13 protein-coding genes and 1 pseudogene are annotated in these 15610 nt (G+C 72.3%); 7 read left to right on the top strand and 7 right to left on the bottom strand.

Annotation, left to right across the window (positions count from 1 at the left end):
- Positions 1 to 75: 75 nt before the first annotated feature.
- Entirely contained in the window at positions 76 to 873 is a 798-nt protein-coding gene (locus R4Z63_RS11785; RefSeq protein ID WP_037923312.1) for a S16 family serine protease, read from the top strand.
- Here R4Z63_RS11785 and R4Z63_RS11780 read toward each other — a convergent pair.
- From R4Z63_RS11780 to R4Z63_RS11770, 3 genes and pseudogenes are all read right to left on the bottom strand, one after another.
- Positions 803 to 2143, bottom strand: a pseudogene (locus tag R4Z63_RS11780) (MFS transporter); the annotation flags it as partial. The gene R4Z63_RS11785 and the pseudogene R4Z63_RS11780 overlap by 71 nt on opposite strands.
- Positions 2144 to 2257: 114 nt before the next feature.
- Entirely contained in the window at positions 2258 to 2884 is a 627-nt protein-coding gene (locus tag R4Z63_RS11775) for a winged helix-turn-helix domain-containing protein (RefSeq protein WP_078556624.1), read from the bottom strand.
- An 86-nt stretch (positions 2885 to 2970) separates the two neighbouring features.
- Positions 2971 to 3453, bottom strand: a complete 483-nt coding sequence (locus R4Z63_RS11770) for an Lrp/AsnC family transcriptional regulator (RefSeq protein WP_037923314.1) — start codon at positions 3451 to 3453, stop codon at positions 2971 to 2973.
- 142 nt (positions 3454 to 3595) lie between these two features.
- Here R4Z63_RS11770 and hppD point away from each other — a divergent pair, with 142 nt between their 5' ends.
- Positions 3596 to 4744, top strand: coding sequence for a 4-hydroxyphenylpyruvate dioxygenase (hppD, locus tag R4Z63_RS11765; protein ID WP_491522536.1), 1149 nt, complete (start codon positions 3596 to 3598; stop codon positions 4742 to 4744).
- A gap of 220 nt (positions 4745 to 4964) precedes the next feature.
- Here the strand turns inward: hppD and R4Z63_RS11760 are convergent, their stop codons facing one another.
- A complete protein-coding gene (locus tag R4Z63_RS11760; protein WP_384446164.1) occupies positions 4965 to 6512 on the bottom strand; it encodes a tetratricopeptide repeat protein in 1548 nt (515 codons plus the stop codon).
- A 96-nt stretch (positions 6513 to 6608) separates the two neighbouring features.
- On the opposite strand from R4Z63_RS11760, the gene R4Z63_RS11755 reads away from it, so the two are divergent.
- The gene (locus R4Z63_RS11755) at positions 6609 to 7991 is read left to right on the top strand and encodes an FAD-binding oxidoreductase (RefSeq protein WP_037923323.1); all 1383 of its coding nucleotides are present in this window, start codon (positions 6609 to 6611) and stop codon (positions 7989 to 7991) included.
- Between the two features lie 161 nt (positions 7992 to 8152).
- Here R4Z63_RS11755 and R4Z63_RS11750 read toward each other — a convergent pair whose 3' ends face one another.
- On the bottom strand, positions 8153 to 8632 hold the full coding sequence (locus tag R4Z63_RS11750; RefSeq protein ID WP_384446162.1) for an SsgA family sporulation/cell division regulator: 480 nt from the start codon (positions 8630 to 8632) through the stop codon (positions 8153 to 8155).
- Between the two features lie 257 nt (positions 8633 to 8889).
- Here R4Z63_RS11750 and R4Z63_RS11745 point away from each other — a divergent pair, with 257 nt between their 5' ends.
- On the top strand, positions 8890 to 10353 hold the full coding sequence (locus R4Z63_RS11745; RefSeq protein WP_384446160.1) for an RDD family protein: 1464 nt from the start codon (positions 8890 to 8892) through the stop codon (positions 10351 to 10353).
- Between the two features lie 91 nt (positions 10354 to 10444).
- A complete protein-coding gene (locus tag R4Z63_RS11740; RefSeq protein ID WP_037923330.1) occupies positions 10445 to 11170 on the top strand; it encodes an RDD family protein in 726 nt (241 codons plus the stop codon).
- 107 nt (positions 11171 to 11277) lie between these two features.
- Here the strand turns inward: R4Z63_RS11740 and R4Z63_RS11735 are convergent, their stop codons facing one another.
- Complete coding sequence (locus R4Z63_RS11735; protein WP_037923332.1) at positions 11278 to 11574, bottom strand: hypothetical protein; 297 nt, start codon at positions 11572 to 11574, stop codon at positions 11278 to 11280.
- Between the two features lie 474 nt (positions 11575 to 12048).
- On the opposite strand from R4Z63_RS11735, the gene R4Z63_RS11730 reads away from it, so the two are divergent.
- The gene (locus R4Z63_RS11730; protein WP_037924240.1) at positions 12049 to 14400 is read left to right on the top strand and encodes an immune inhibitor A domain-containing protein; all 2352 of its coding nucleotides are present in this window, start codon (positions 12049 to 12051) and stop codon (positions 14398 to 14400) included.
- 116 nt (positions 14401 to 14516) lie between these two features.
- Positions 14517 to 14819, top strand: coding sequence for a hypothetical protein (locus R4Z63_RS11725; RefSeq protein WP_030825287.1), 303 nt, complete (start codon positions 14517 to 14519; stop codon positions 14817 to 14819).
- 63 nt (positions 14820 to 14882) lie between these two features.
- On the opposite strand, the gene R4Z63_RS11720 is transcribed toward R4Z63_RS11725, so the two are convergent.
- Positions 14883 to 15482: a nicotinamidase gene (locus R4Z63_RS11720; RefSeq protein ID WP_384446158.1), complete on the bottom strand. Its 600-nt coding sequence runs from the start codon at positions 15480 to 15482 to the stop codon at positions 14883 to 14885.
- Positions 15483 to 15610: the final 128 nt, after the last annotated feature.

Raw genomic sequence — 15610 nt, 5'->3', positions numbered from 1 at the left:
GGTGCGGCCGGGGCCGGAGCGCGCGGCGGGGGCCGAGGGCGTCTGCGGGGCCGGCGGGGCGGATAGATTGGGCGGGTGCTCTCTCGTCTCACACGTCTGCCGCGTCCCGCCGCCCTGGCCGTCTGCGCCGTACCCGTGGTCGGGCTGTTCGCCGCCGCGGCCTTCGCGCCGCTGCCCTTCGTGGTCGCCGTGCCCGGGCCGACGGCCGACGTGCTGGGGTCCGACCGGGGCAAGCCCGTCATCACCGTGTCCGGCGCGCCGGTCCGGGACACCGAGGGCCAGTTGCGGATGACCACCATCCGGGCCACCGGGCCGTCCTCGACGGTGACGCTGCCCGAGCTCGTCGGCCACTGGTTCGCGACGGACCATGCGGTCCTGCCCCGGGAGGCCGTCTACTCCACCGGCGGAAGCGACGAGCAGATCGAGCAGCACAATCTGGAGGAAATGGCCAAGTCGCAGTCGGCGGCCACCGACGCCGCCCTCGGCTTCCTCGACAAGAATCCGCAGGACGTGAAGGTCGAGCTCAACCTCGCCGACGTCGGCGGTCCGAGCGCCGGGCTGCTGTTCTCCCTCGGCATCGTCGACAAGCTCGACGGCGACGGCAGCGGCGGCGACCTCACCGGCGGCCGCACCATCGCCGGTACCGGCACCATCACCGCCGACGGCACCGTCGGCGCCGTCGGCGGAGTGGCCCTGAAGACCCAGGCCGCGCGGCGGGACGGGGCCACCGTGTTCCTCGTCCCGAAGGACGAGTGCGCGGACGCGCAGTCGGAGCTGCCCGAGGGGCTGCGGCTGGTGCCGGTCAGTTCACTGACGGGTGCGGTGAACGCTCTTCGCGCACTGAATCGGGGGCAGCCGGCCCCGTCCTGCTGACATCCGCCCCGCGCTCCATCCCGCGCCAGGCCGGGAAGACCAGCGGGGCGAGCGTCGTGAGCAGGTACGTGCCGCCGAAGAGCAGCAGTGCCGTGCGCACTCCGAAGCCGCCGACGAGCAGTCCGGCCGCCAGGCCGCCCACCGGCATGGTGAGCTCACAGCCCGCCGTGGTGACCCCGGCGACCCGGCTGCGCAGGTCCTCCGGGACCCGCTCGTAGACGAGCGTGGACAGGATCGGGTTCAGCATGCCCGCGCCGAGGCCGGCCAGTGCCATCGTCACCGCGAGCGGCAGCGTGGTGTCGGTGAGCGCGGCGACGACGTAGCGGGTCGCGCCGGACACCAGGAAGGCGGCCGCGAACACCGCCCGGCGCGGGAACCGCTCGCCCCACGCTCCGTAGAGCAGGGCGCCCAGCAGGGCGAAGCCGCCGAAGAGGGAGATCATCAGGCCGATGGTGGTGGCGCCGCCCAGGACGTCCCGGCCGTGCACGGGCAGCAGCACCGAGGACCAGCCCTGGTCCAGGCCGTTGGTCATCATGACCATCACGGTGATGCCCAGCAGCAGCCGGGAGCGGGCCAGGAAGGCCCATCCCTCGGCGAGTTCCGTGCGGTAGGCGGCGAACGAGACGGTGCCCGCGGCCCGTTGCGGTTCGGCGGCCGGGACCCCGCGTAGGAAGGCGGACACGAGCAGCGCCGACACCCCGAAGGTGGCCGCGTCCAGCAGCAGCACCGCCTCGGCGCCGAACGCTGCGATCAGCAGGCCCGCCACCGCGGCCCCGAGCATCCGGGCGCCGCGCGAGACCGCGTCGTAGAGGCTGGCGGCCCGGGAGAGGGTGGTGCCGGCGTGTTCGGCGAGGTCGGGCAGGAGCACCCCCCGGGCGGTCAGCCCCGGGGTGTGCACCAGGCCGCCGACGGCCATCAGCGCGCACAGCATCCAGAACTCCAGCACGCCCAGGTGGTGCAGCAGGGGGATCGCGCCGACGGACAGGCCGCAGATCAGGTCGGAGGCGGCGGAGACCCGTCGGCGGCCGATCCGGTCGATGATCGGTCCGCCGACCAGGGCGGCCACGATGACGGGCAGGGTGGCGCAGAAGGCGACGACCCCGGCCCGGCCGGGGCTGCCGGTGGTCTGGAGGACGAACCACGGGACGCCGATGAGGGTGAGGGAACTGCCCGCGATGGAGACGGTGTTGGCGGCCAGTACGGCGGCCAGCGGGCGCCGGCTCGTGGAGCGTAAGGCCCGGCTGCGGGCAGGGACGGCGGCGGGCACGGCAGGACTCCTTCGGTGCGGCGGTGGTGGCGCGGCGGACCGGTACGCGGTGCGGCGGACCGGTACGCGGCGCGGCGGACCGGTACGCGGTGCGGCGGGCGGCCGCCGGTGGGGCGTTTACTCGGAAGCGGAACGCGGCAGGACGTGCGTGTGGACGCGGACGGTGCGGGTGTCCTCCGTCTCGGGCAGGTCCCGGTAGGTGTTGATCACGTCGTGCAGCCGGCCGATCAGTTCCTCGCTCTGCCCGGGCGACAGCCGCAGGGTGAAGTCGCTGAGGTCGGCGCCGGATTCCCAGCGGCCCAGCCGGGCCGAGGCCTCGGCGACCCAGGCCGAGACCTCCTGGGTGTGGTTGGCGGCGACGGTCTGCAGGAAGAGCGCGGCCGCGCTGCTCGTGGCCGGGTCGGTGTCGTGGATCAGCGATCCGTCGAAGCCGGTGCCCTCGTGCACGGCCTGCCACCAGCGTTCCCGCCCCTTGCCGTGGCCGACGGCGTCCTCGACGAAGCCGTGTGCGGCCAGCTGGCGCAGGTGGTAGCTGGTGGATCCGCTGGACTCCCCGAGGCGTTCGGCCAGCCGGGAGGCGGTGGCGGGGCCCTCCCGGCGTAGCTCGGCCAGCAGCAGCATCCGCAGGGGGTGGGCGAGGCCGCGCAGGGCGCGGGCGTCGAGCATGCGCAGGCTGGGCGTCACGGGCTCGCGGCCCGCGGAGGGTGCGCTTTCGGGACGGCTTTGGGGTCGGCTCTCGGGCATGCCCCGACCCTAGAGATGCAAAGGATTCTCTGCAACGGTTTTTGCAGAGAATCCTTTGCATAGAACTCCGTGCGTCACGCCCCGCGTCACCGGGTCCGGGCGTCGTCCCCGGCCGCCTGCTCCACCAGCGGGATGATCCGGAAGGGCACCGGGTTCTCCATCACGATCGCCGTCGAGGCCCGGACGATCCCGTCGAAGCCGACGACGCGGTCGATCACCCGCTGGAGATCGGCGTTGGAGCGGGCCACCAGCCGGCACAGCATGTCCCCGTGCCCGGTGGTGGTGTGCAGCTCCAGCACCTCCGGGACCCCGTCCAGGTGCGCCCTAACGTCGGCTCCCTGGCCCTGCTTGATCTCCAGCGTGGCGAAGGCGGTCACCGGGTACCCCAGGGCCGTCGGGTCGACCTGTGGCCCGAATCCGCGGATGACCCCGCCGGACTGGAGCCGGTCCAGGCGTGCCTGGACCGTCCCGCGGGCCACGCCCAGCCGGCGCGAGGCCTCCAGCACCCCGATCCGGGGCTCGCGCGCCAGCAGGACGATGAGCCGGCCGTCGAGATCGTCGATGCCCATGGATGCCTCCGGGTGCCCACGCGTACGCACGGGTGGTCATAGTGCACAGATGTCTTAGCCATGGTCCGGCCATGCTGTGCAGTTTGTACAGTCATTCAGGAAACTATTGCGCAGCTTGTGGATCGGGCGGGAATCTGCGCTCATGACTGAGTCTCTGGCGAACCTCGAAACCACCCCGCACACCGCGCGTGAGGCGTTCCCGGTGAAGGGCATGGACGCGGTCGTCTTCGCCGTCGGCAACGCCAAGCAGGCCGCGCACTACTACTCGACCGCCTTCGGCATGAAGCTCGTCGCCTACTCCGGACCGGAGAACGGCAGCCGCGAGACGGCCAGCTACGTGCTGACCAACGGCTCCGCCCGCTTCGTGCTGACCTCGGTCATCAAGGCGACGACCGACCACGGCCGCTTCCTCGCCGAGCACGTCACCGAGCACGGCGACGGCGTCATCGACCTCGCCATCGAGGTCCCCGACGCCCGCGCCGCCTACGCGTACGCCGTCGAGCAGGGCGCCCGCGGCTTGGACGAGCCGTACGAGGTCAAGGACGAGCACGGCACGGTGGTGCTGGCCGCGATCGCGACCTACGGCCAGACCCGCCACACCCTGGTGGAGCGCGGCGACTACACCGGCCCCTACCTGCCGGGCTACGTGGCCGTCGAGCCGATGGTCGAGGCCCCGGCCAAGCGCACCTTCCAGGCCATCGACCACTGCGTCGGCAACGTGGAACTCGGCCGGATGAACGAGTGGGTCGCCTTCTACAACAAGGTCATGGGCTTCACGAACATGAAGGAGTTCGTGGGCGACGACATCGCGACCGAGTACTCGGCGCTGATGTCCAAGGTGGTCGCGGACGGCACCAAGAAGGTCAAGTTCCCGATCAACGAGCCGGCGATCGCGAAGAAGAAGTCGCAGATCGACGAGTACCTGGAGTTCTACAACGGGCCGGGCGTCCAGCACATCGCGCTGGCCTCGAACGACATCGTCTCCACGGTCCGCTCGATGCGCGCGGCGGGCGTCCAGTTCCTGTCCGTCCCGGACACCTACTACGACACGCTCGGCGAGTGGGTCGGCGACACCCGCGTGCCGATCGACGAGCTGCGCGAGCTGAAGATCCTCGCCGACCGCGACGAGGACGGCTACCTGCTGCAGATCTTCACCAAGCCGGTGCAGGACCGCCCGACGGTCTTCTTCGAGATCATCGAGCGCCACGGCTCGATGGGCTTCGGCAAGGGCAACTTCAAGGCGCTGTTCGAGGCCATCGAGCGCGAGCAGGAGAAGCGCGGCAACCTCTGAGCCGCACACGTGCCCTCAGGCCCCCGGCAGCCGCCGGGGGCCTGAGGGCTGCCGTCGGTCCCGGTGCGAGGGCCGGACACGCGCCGCGTGGTGCCCTCCGGAGGGGAGTGGGCCGGAACGCGGCGCCCGTGCCGCCCGCGCACCGGACCGCACGGCCGCGCCGCGCGGCGCCGCCCCGGCGTGCCGTCTCCCGGCGGCCGGGGCGGCGGCGTCCGGCCCCTCAGCGGGTGGCGCTCGGCGACGGCTCCGGTGAGGGCTTCGCCGACGGTGAAGCCTTCGGCTTCGGGTCGGCCTTCGGGTCGGCCTTCGGCTTCGGGTTCGGCTTCGGGAGCTCCGGCTCGACCCACGGGGTGACCGGCTGCAGGTGCTCCGGACCGCCCGCCGGCGGCTGCCCGATCGCCGCCAGCGCCTCCTTGGCCAGCGGCCCGCGCACCGGGGAGAAGTACGGATTCGTCCGCAGGGCCTCCTCCAGGTGCCTGCGCGCCCCCGCCTCGTCGCCGAGGGCCCGCTCGATCATCGCCCGGTGGTAGGCGAAGTCGGCGCTGCGCAGCCCCGGTTCCGTCGCCTTCTTCGCGTACTCCAGCGCCGCCGTGTGATCACCCGCCCGGTACAGCGCCCACCCGAGCGCGTCCGCGGCCTGCATGCTCTTGTGTCGTTCCCACTCCTCCGACAGGCGCCGCACCGCCGCCGCCGGATCTCCGTGGTCCGCCTCGTACAGGCCCAGGACCACGTCGTCGTCCACCCCGTTGGCGCCGTCCCGGGCCGCCATCGTCCGCAGCGCCTCGTACTGCTCGCGCGCCTCCTGCTCCCGGCCCAGCGACTCCAGCAGCTCGCCCAGCTCCCGGGCCAGCCGCGGCACCGGGGTCCGCCCCAGCGCCATCCGGTAGTCCCGCACCGCCTCCCCGCCGCGCCCCAGTGCCGCCAGCGCCCGCGCCCGGCCGGCCAGCGCCTCCGACCGCGCCGGATCCGTCCGCAACGCACCCTCGTACTGCCGCAGCGCCTCCGCCGGCTCGCCCCGCTCCCAGGACAGTTCGCCGAGCCGGAAGAGCGCGTACGCCTTCTCCGCCGGGGCCTTCGCCGAGGCTGCCGCCGACTCCATCGACACCACCGCGTCCTCGCGCCAGCCGCGGTCCCGGTACACCTGCGAGGCCCGGACGTGTGCCGCCAGCCCCGGCCGCAGCTCCAGCAGCAGCTCCATCGCCTTCTGCGCGCCCTTGTAGTCGCCGAGCCCGGTGTAGGCGTCCACCAGCACCGGGTACGCCGTCCACCGCCGCGGCGCCTGCGCCCGTACCAGCTCGCCCCACTTCTTGCCGGTCCCGAAGTCCCGCCGGGCGTTGGCCAGCGAGCCCATGGCCGTCATCGCGTCGAAGTTGCCCTTCTCCGCGGGGCGCACCTCCAGCGACCGCTTCAGCGCCTTCTCCGCCTTCGGGTACCAGGCCGAGTCCGCCGTCCGCCGTGCCTGTTCGAGATAGGCGGAGCCGAGGACCGCCCATGAGGCGTCGTCGTCGGCGTGCGCCGCCACCCACTTCTCCCGGTCCGCCATCAGCGCCACCACGTCCGCCGCCGAGGCGGGCGCCCCCATGCCCACCGCGGTGGCGGCGCGCTCGCTCGGTCCCGGCGGGCGCGCGTCGTCACCGGTCCGGGCCGGGCGGATCAACAGGGCCCCGGCGATCAGGACCACCGCCACCCCGGCGGCCACAAGCGTCTTGCGGCCGGTGAAGGTCACGGGCGGCGCCGGTGTCTGCGCATCGTCGTCGAAACGGTCCATGGGGTCACTGTGCGTCAATATGAAGAGCGCGCCGAGGTGTCCGCAGACGGGCGCGGGCGTGTTCACACCGATGGCCCCGGCTGTCACGCTGAACCCATGGACGACGACCTCTCCGCACGTCTGCGCGCGAGCCTCCTCGACGGGCTCCCCGCCGAAGCCCTGCTCACCGACCCCCAGGTGACCGCCTCCTACTCCACCGACATGGCCAGCTTCTGCGCCGCCGGCACCCCGGCGGTCGTCGTGCTGCCCCGGACCGTCGAACAGGTGCAGCACGTCATGCGCACCGCCACCGCCCTGCGGATCCCGGTGGTCCCGCAGGGTGCCCGGACGGGCCTGTCGGGCGGCGCCAACGCCTCCGACGGCTGCATCGTGCTGTCCCTGGTGAAGATGGACCGGATCATCGAGATCAGCGCCGTGGACCGGATCGCCGTCGTCGAGCCGGGCGTGGTCAACGCCGCCCTGTCACGGGCCGTCGCCGAGCAGGGGCTCTCCTACCCGCCCGACCCCTCCAGCTGGGAGCAGTGCACCATCGGCGGCAACATCGGTACCGCCTCGGGTGGCCTGTGCTGCGTCAAGTACGGGGTCACCGCCGAGTACGTGCTCGGCCTCGACGTCGTCCTGGCGGACGGGCGGCTGCTGCGCACCGGCCGGCGCACCGCCAAGGGCGTCGCCGGATACGACCTCACGCGGCTCTTCGTCGGCTCCGAGGGCAGCCTCGGGATCGTCGTACGGGCCGTCCTCGCGCTCAGGCCGGCGCCGCCCCGGCAGCTGGCCCTGGCCGCCGAGTTCCCCTCCGTAGCCGCCGCCTGCGCGGCGGTCTGCGCCGTCATGGAGGCCGGACTGACCCCGTCCCTGCTCGAACTGATGGACCGTACGACCGTTCACGCCGTCAACGCCCTCGGCAAGATGGGACTGCCCGAGGCCACCGAGGCGCTGCTGCTCGCCGCCTTCGACACCCCGCACGCCCCCGAGGACCTCGCCGCGGTGGGGAAGCTCTGCACCGCCGCCGGGGCGACCGCCGTCGTACCCGCCGAGGACCAGGCGGAGTCGGAACTGCTGCTCCAGGCCCGCCGGATGGCCTTTCCCGCCCTGGAGGCCCTGCGGCCCGCCACGATGATCGACGACGTGTGCGTGCCCCGCTCGCGGCTCGGCGAGATGCTCGACGGGACCGCCGCCATCGCCCGCGCCCAGAACCTCCTCATCGGCGTCTGCGCCCACGCCGGCGACGGCAACACCCATCCGATCGTCTGCTTCGACCCGGCCGACGAGGACGAGACGCGGCGGGCCCGCGAGTCCTTCGGAGAGATCATGGGGCTCGGCCTCTCCCTCGGCGGGACCATCACCGGCGAACACGGCGTCGGCGTCCTGAAGAAGGAATGGCTGGCCCGTGAACTCGGCCCGGTCGGAGTGGAGATGCAGCGGGCCGTCAAGCAGGCCTTCGATCCACTCGGGATCCTCAACCCGGGCAAGCTCTTCTGAGATCCGGGCGAGCTCTTCGGCGACCCGGGCGAGGTCGCCGGGCAGCCGGGACTCCGGGACCTGTGCGCGTTCTTCGGACCGTATGAGGCGCAGGTGGCCGCCCTGCCTGCGGCGGCCGCCCGGTCTGCGGCGCCCGCCCGGAGTCCGGGGGCCGTGCGTCATCACAGCTCACCGTCCGCCGACTCGTCCGACGGCCACGGGTCGCGCAGCCACAGGTCGTCGGCCGGGGTCGGGGTGAGCAGCTCCGCCAGCGCCGAGTCCAGGCCGAGCCGCTCCGGCTCGCTGCCGGGCGGGACGACCCGCAGGGTCCGCTCCAGCCACGCCGACACGGCGAGGGACGGGGCCTCCAGGAGGGCGTCGCCGTCGGGGGAGCTGAGCGCCATACAGAGCACGGCCTCGTTGTCGACCTTGGTGGGCCAGATCCGGACGTCGCCGTGTCCGCAGGGACGGAACACCCCCTCGACGAGCAACTCGCGGGCGAAGGTCCAGTGGACCGGGGCGCTGGAGCCGGTGTGGAAGGTGATGTGCACGGCGTACGGGTCTTCCGTGAGGTAGAGCAGGCGCGCCGGGACGGGGATGCTGCGCTCTGGTGAAAGGACCAGCTTCAGTTCCAGCTCGCGCTCGATGGCGGGGTGGTGCATGACTGCCTCACTTCGGTCGGTGCGTGGGGCCGGATGGCACCCCACACCCGCTGAGAGCTCCGATGCACCCGGGTATGACGCGACTTTCGACGTCGAGCACGAAATTGGCCGAATCTTGTTGGCTGACCAAAAACAGCCATGGGGAGGGACGTTCGCTCAATGGCTTGGATTCTCCCGTTACCGGACCTGTCGGGCCTCTGTTCTTGGCTATGGTCCTCCCCTTGCACAAGCCTCAAGCCACGATCGGAGTTGGGGACATGACGGCCTCCCCTGGTGACGGTGAGCACGCGGCCCGCGAGGGCTTCTACCCGGATCCGTCCATCCCGGGGTACATCAGGTACTGGAACGGCGCGGCCTGGGTCCCGGGCACGAGCCGCCCCGCCCCGGCGGCGCCCGAGCCCGCCCCGGCGCCCGTCCCCGTCCCCGTCCCCGTTCCCGCTCCGGTCCGTCCGTTCCCCGCCCGGGCTCCCGTCGCCGCTCCCGCCGTCCGCGCCGACGAGACGGGGCCGGTGTTCCTGGACGAGACCTCCGCGACCGAGGCGCTGGCGGAATCCGCGGCGGAGCCGGAGCCGGCCCCGGATACCCCGGCCGCGCAGACGCAGGCGCCGGCCCCCGTGTGGCAGGCGGACCCCGTGCACCAGGCCGGCTTCGGTGGGCCGCGTGACCGCCGAGTGTCCTGGGGCAGCCCGCAGGAGCCCGATTCCGCGTCCGCGCCCGCACCCAACCCGGTGCCGGTGCCGGCGCCGGCACCGGCACCGGCGGACGATCCGGGGCAGGCGTCGGCCCGGCCCGCAGGGATCTCCCTGACCCGTCCGCCGTCGGAGCCCCCGGCGCCCACGAGACGGCCCGCGCAGTCCTCCGCGGGCATCCTGTCCGCACGTTCCCCGGCCGCGCAGGCTCCCGTGGCCCCGGCGGCCCCGGCGTGGCCCGACGCCCCCGGAACGGGCGGCCCCGGTCCCACCGGGGTCACCTCCTCCTGGCCCGAGGCGGCCCCCGCCGCCGCTCCCGCCCGCACCCCCGCGCCCGCTCCGGCTCCCGCAGCCGAGCGGGCGCCTGCTCCCGCCCGCCCCGAGGTGTGGGAGCCCCGGCCCGCGGGCGTGCGCCCGAAGCTCGTGCAGCCCGCCGCGGACGCGGCCCCCTCGCAGCCGCAGGCCGGGGGTGGGGAGCCGCGTGGATCGGCACAGGACCGTGCGGGCACCGGTACCGGCCGCCCCGCCACGCCCCGGGCCGTGTTCGAGCGGATGGCCGAACGGGCCGTGCGCCCCGCCGGGCTGGCCCGCCGAGTCCTCGCCCGGATCCTGGACTCCCTCGTGCTCGGCGCGGTGGCCGCCGCCGCGGCCCGGCCCCTTCTGCCCGGCGCCGCCGCCCACGTCCAGGCCAAGGTGGACGCCGCCCGGGCGAGCGGCCGCACCACCACCGTCTGGCTGCTCGACCCGACCATCGCCGGCAGCCTGGGCCTGGTCTTCGGGGCCGTCCTGCTCTTCGGCGTCCTGTACGAGGCGTTGCCCACCGCCCGCTGGGGCCGCACCCCGGGCAAGAAGCTGCTGGGCGTCCGGGTCCTGTCCACCGCCACGCTGCGCCCGCCGTCCTTCGGCGCGGCCCTGGGCCGCTGGCTCGTGTACGCCTTCCTGGGCCTGCCCGGCAGCCTGTGGTGCCTCGTCAACCGCCCCCGCCGACAGGCTTGGCACGACAAGGCGGCCGGGACGTACGTGGCCCGGTAGGGCCGGTCCGGAGGGCCGGGGCCCGGCCCGTGCCGCCCCGAATGGACGCGGTCCCGTTGCGGGGGCGGCGGACCCGGGTTCGACTCGGGCCATGAGTACCGACCAGCCGCCGCCGGGGCAGCCGCCCGAGGAAGACCCGTTCCGCAAGAAGCCCCAGGAACCGACGCCTCCGTCGGGCGGTTCGCCCTACGGACCGCCGCCGCCCGGAAGCGGCGGACCGCCGCCCCCGGGCGGCCCGGGGGCCGGCGGCGGGGGATACCCGCCCCCGCCGCCCCCGTACGGAGGCGGCGACCCGTACGGTGGTGGCGGGGGCTACGGCATGCCCGACCCGCTGGCCGGCATGCCCCCGCTCGCCGACTTCGGCAAGCGGCTCGCTGCCCGCGTCATCGACGTGCTGATCGTCGCCGTCCCGCTGTTCCTCATCCAGTTGGCCTTCGGCACGAACCGCTACACGGTCGAGACCGACCGGGGCGAGGACGTCAGCGAGGTCTTCACCAGGTCCTACAGCGGCAGCGGTCTGGTCATGACCCTGATCTCGATCGTCGCGTACCTCGGCTACGACTGGTTCTTCACCAAGAAGGACGGCCGGACGGTCGGCAAGAGGGCGATGGGCCTGCGCGTCGCCATGCTCAACGACGGCAGCGTGCCGGACTCCGGCACGTCCCTGACCCGGGCCGCCGTGCTCTGGCTGCCGACACTGATCTGCTGCTTCTGCCTGTGGCCGATCGCGCTGATCGTCTCGATCCTCGCCGACAAGCCGTACAAACAGGGCCTGCACGACAAGGCCGCCAAGACCGTGGTGGTCCAGGCGACCTGACGGACGTCGCGCACGCGAACGCACCCGTACGCGCGGCCGCGGGGCGGGCGGCCTCCCCCCGGTGGAGGCCGCCCGTCCCGCGCCGTGCCCGCGTCGCGTGCGGAGCCTCAGTGGTGAACGGGATGTTCGGCCGAGGCCGTCCGCGACTCGGGCGCCCGGGCGCCGGGCGTCGCCTCCGCGGTGGGCGCGGTCGGCGCGCCGGCCCCCGTACGCGCCGCGTGGCGGCCGCGGCGCTTCGGAACGGGCACGGTGAGGGCGACGAGCAGACCCAGGGCGAGCGCGGCGGCGGAGATGACCGCGACGCCGAGCCCGGTGCTCGTCTGCGAGAGCAGCAGCATGGCGATCGTCGACACGATGACCGTGGCGGACCCGTATGCGAGCTGTGCGGCAGTCGGACGCGGCATGGCGATATCCGTCCTCGGTGAGGGGGAGGGGGAGTCGGCTCAACCAACGTCGCGCGTCAAGTGACTCCATGACGGGATGCCCGGGGCGAGCCCCCGGTAAGCGTGACCTAACACACGGTGCCGGAGCACAGGGGGCGCACGGGATCATTTTTTCGCGCCCCGCAGGGGGAGAAAGGGGACGCTACGGACCTGTCGGAGCGTCGGGAAGGGCCCTTCGCCCCGTATGGCTGCGGAACGTCCGGATAGCGGAACTCCCTGACCGCATAGTGCAGTTGTAAGGTTCAAGTCAAGGTCTGTCTTTTCTCGCGTCTCTCCGGTCAAATGTCGTCACTTGAGACGCGCGCCGCGCGGAACCCCCCGCTCCTATGGAGAAGTTCCGAACTCAGACGTTGCGGCCGCGGGAGGGGAACACATCAAGTGACCAGCAATTCCGCCAGACGGCGTGCGATTCGCGCTGCCGCCGTCACCGTGACCATGGCCGCGTGTGCGACCAGTGCGACCTTCTTCACCATCACCGCGGCCCAGGCCGAGGGCAGGCCGTCGGCCGCCCCGGTGGCCGACCGGCAGGACCCGACCAGCCCTGCCAAGGTCGTCGAGCACGACCTCAAGGGTCCGTTCAGCGAGCAGCAGGCCGAGCAGCGCAAGGCCGCTCTGGACCAGGTCCTCCAGGGCAAGAAGGGCGTCGAGCAGCGCGGCGCCTCCAAGGTCGTCAAGCTCGACGACAAGAAGTACGTCGAGCTCGGCCGCGAGAAGACCGACAAGATCTTCACGATCCTCGTCGAGTTCGGCGACCAGGTCGACAACACCACCATGTACGACCCGGACGGCCCCGGTCCCAAGCCGGCCGTCCCGAAGTACGGCGGCACCCCCGGTCCGCTGCACAACACCATCGCGCAGCCCGACCGCGCGAAGGACAACAGCACGGCCTGGCGCGAGGACTTCAGCCGTCAGCACTTCCAGGACCTGTACTTCGCCACCGGCGAGGGCAAGCACTCCCTGAAGACGTACTACGAGAAGACCTCCTCGGGTCGCTACTCGGTCGACGGCGAGGTCGCCGACTGGGTCAAGGTCCCGTACAACGAGGCCCGTTACGGCTCCAACTACTGCGGCCAGAGCAACTGCGCCAACGTCTGGGACACCGTCAAGGACGGCGTCACCGCGTGGGTGGACGCGCAGAAGAAGGCCGGCAAGACCGACGCTCAGATCAAGGCGAAGCTGGCCGAGTACGACCAGTGGGACCGCTACGACTTCGACGGCGACGGCAACTTCAACGAGCCCGACGGCTACATCGACCACTTCCAGATCGTCCACGCGGGCGAGGACGAGTCGGCCGGCGGCGGCGTGCAGGGCCCCGACGCCCTGTGGGCGCACCGCTGGTACGCCTACGGCACCTCTGCGGGCAAGACCGGCCCGGACAACAACAAGGCCGGCGGCACCCAGATCGGCGACTCCGGCATCTGGGTCGGCGACTACACGATGCAGCCCGAGAACGGCGGCCTCGGCGTCTTCGCCCACGAGTACGGCCACGACCTGGGTCTGCCCGACCTCTACGACACCTCCGGTGGCGGCGAGAACAGCGTCGGCTTCTGGTCCCTGATGTCGGCCGGCTCCTGGCTCGGCACCGGCAAGGAGTCGATCGGCGACATGCCGGGCGACATGACCGCCTGGGACAAGCTCCAGCTGGGCTGGCTGAACTACGACACGGCCAAGGCCGCGACGCAGTCCACCCACAAGCTGGGCGTGTCGGCGTTCAACACCAAGGACAAGCAGGCCCTGGTCGTCGAGCTGCCGAAGAAGAAGGTGCAGACGGACGTCGTCGCTCCCGCCGAGGGTTCCACCCAGTGGTGGAGCAACATGGGTGACGACCTCAAGAACACCCTCACCCGCTCCGTCGACCTGACGGGCAAGACGTCCGCCGCCCTGTCCCTCAAGGGCTGGTGGGACATCGAGGCCGACTACGACTACCTCTACACCGAGGTGTCCACGGACGGCGGCGCCAACTGGACCGCCCTCGCCGGCACCGCCGACGGCACGGCCATCCCGGTCGACGCCGCCGGCAGCCCGTCGCTCACCGGTGTCTCGGGTGCCTGGAAGAACCTGAACTTCCCGCTCGACGCCTACGCGGGCAAGAAGTTCGACCTCCGCTTCCGCTACCAGACGGACGGCGGCGCGGGCGGCAAGGGCTTCACGGCCGACGCCCTCTCCATCACCGCGGACGGCTCCGTGCTGTTCACCGACGGCGCCGAGAACGGCGACAACGGCTGGACCGGCAAGGGCTTCTCTCGCATCGGCGCGGGCTTCACCAAGGACTACGCGCAGTACTACCTGGCCGAGAACCGCCGCTACGTGTCGTACGACTCCACCCTCAAGGTGGGCCCGTACAACTTCGGCTTCGGCAACACCCGTCCGGACTGGGTCGAGCACTACCCGTACCAGGACGGCCTGCTGATCTGGCAGTGGGACACCTCCCAGAAGGACAACAACACCAGCCAGCACCCGGGCCAGGGTCTGATCCTCCCGATCGACGCCAACGCCAAGCCGATGAAGTGGGCGGACGGCACCCTGCTCCGCAACAAGATCCAGCCGTACGACGCCACCTTCAGCGCGTACTCGACGGACGCCTTCACGCTGCACAAGAACGGCGAGGAGCTGTTCCTGAAGCCGAAGCGCGCGAACCTGGTCTTCGACGACCACAAGGGCAAGTACTACTACGACGAGAACCCGACCGGATCGGTGAAGGTCACTGACACCAACACCAAGATCAAGATCCTGAAGGAGACCTACGACGGTGAGGTCATGACCGTCCAGGTCGGCCCCTCGAAGTAGTATTTCGGTAAAATCGCAGGTCAAAGCATGATCGGCCGTCGCCCTCTAGCGGGCGGCGGCCGATCGCGTTTAGATGCCCCGGTACGAGGTTCTTATTGACGGGGGAGATGACCGACATGCCCGGTGGAGGTTTCGTCAGATTGCCAGGCGGCAGCGTGGTCGTTGCGCTCACGCTGCCGAGGCCATCCGGTGAGGGCGGAAATGTCCGCGTGCTGGTGCACGCCGCGAACCGGGCCCGCGCCCTGACCAGGCTGCGGAACCTCGGGATGCGGGCGGTGTACCTGCGGGGCAACGCACAGCCGCCCACACCCGACGAGGTCACGGCCGTCCTGCACCACCCGGACGGCCTGCTCTGGCGGGGCGCACCCGATCGCGCCCAGGAGCTCTGGCATCCGATCAGGGCCCTGCTGGGCACCTGAGGACGCGGCAGGGCCCCGGGCCGGGCTTAGGGCCTTCCGGGGCGTCCAGGACCTCCGGGACGTCTAGGACCGGGGCCCCGTCGCGCCCACGAGGGTCACACCGGCGGCGCGGAGCTCCTCCAGGGCCCGCTCGGTGGTGTGCGGGGCCACGGCCGCTGTCAGGTCCAGCAGGACGCGCGTGGTGAAGCCGGCGCGGGCGGCGTCGAGTGCGGTGGCCTTCACACAGTGGTCGGTGGCGATGCCGACGACGTCGACCTCGGCGACGTTGCGCTCCCGCAGCCAGGCGGCCAGGCCCTCGCCGTTCTCGTCGGTGCCCTCGAAGCCGCTGTACGCGGCCTCGTGGGCGCCCTTGTCGAAGACCGCGGCGACCGCGCCCGAGGCCACGGCGGGCGCGAAGTTCGGGTGGAACCCGACCCCCTCGGTCCCGGCCACGCAGTGGACCGGCCAGGAGGACTCGTAGTCCGGCTCGGTCGGCGGGTGCGCGAAGTGTGCACCCGGGTCGATGTGGTGGTCGCGGGTGGCGACCACGTGCCGGTATCCGGCGGTGGCCTGCCCGATCAGCTCGGTGATGGCGGCGGCGACGTCGGCTCCGCCGGTGACCGCGAGGCTGCCGCCCTCGCAGAAGTCGTTCTGTACGTCGACGACGATCAGTGCGCGGTGCATGACGTGTCCTTCGGTTCGTTGTCGTGGTGCGGCGGCGGGCCGTACGGGGGCTCGTCCCCGCCCCTTCCCGCGGTGCCGCACGGCGGCTGCGCCGCGTGGGGGCTCTGCCCCCGGATCCCCGCGCCTCA

It is taken from the genome of Streptomyces sp. PL-29 (assembly GCF_058344425.1).
This window is presented reverse-complemented; position numbering and strand designations above follow the sequence as displayed.

Coding starts and splice junctions, on each gene's coding strand:
- R4Z63_RS11775 (WP_078556624.1), bottom strand. CDS start 2,884: ATGCCCGAGAGCCGACCCCAAAGCCGTCCCGAAAGCGCACCCTCCGCG.
- R4Z63_RS11770 (WP_037923314.1), bottom strand. CDS start 3,453: ATGGGCATCGACGATCTCGACGGCCGGCTCATCGTCCTGCTGGCGCGC.
- hppD (WP_491522536.1), top strand. CDS start 3,596: ATGACTGAGTCTCTGGCGAACCTCGAAACCACCCCGCACACCGCGCGT.
- R4Z63_RS11760 (WP_384446164.1), bottom strand. CDS start 6,512: ATGGACCGTTTCGACGACGATGCGCAGACACCGGCGCCGCCCGTGACC.
- R4Z63_RS11755 (WP_037923323.1), top strand. CDS start 6,609: ATGGACGACGACCTCTCCGCACGTCTGCGCGCGAGCCTCCTCGACGGG.
- R4Z63_RS11750 (WP_384446162.1), bottom strand. CDS start 8,632: ATGCACCACCCCGCCATCGAGCGCGAGCTGGAACTGAAGCTGGTCCTT.
- R4Z63_RS11745 (WP_384446160.1), top strand. CDS start 8,890: ATGACGGCCTCCCCTGGTGACGGTGAGCACGCGGCCCGCGAGGGCTTC.
- R4Z63_RS11740 (WP_037923330.1), top strand. CDS start 10,445: ATGAGTACCGACCAGCCGCCGCCGGGGCAGCCGCCCGAGGAAGACCCG.
- R4Z63_RS11735 (WP_037923332.1), bottom strand. CDS start 11,574: ATGCCGCGTCCGACTGCCGCACAGCTCGCATACGGGTCCGCCACGGTC.
- R4Z63_RS11730 (WP_037924240.1), top strand. CDS start 12,049: ATGGCCGCGTGTGCGACCAGTGCGACCTTCTTCACCATCACCGCGGCC.
- R4Z63_RS11725 (WP_030825287.1), top strand. CDS start 14,517: ATGCCCGGTGGAGGTTTCGTCAGATTGCCAGGCGGCAGCGTGGTCGTT.
- R4Z63_RS11720 (WP_384446158.1), bottom strand. CDS start 15,482: ATGCACCGCGCACTGATCGTCGTCGACGTACAGAACGACTTCTGCGAG.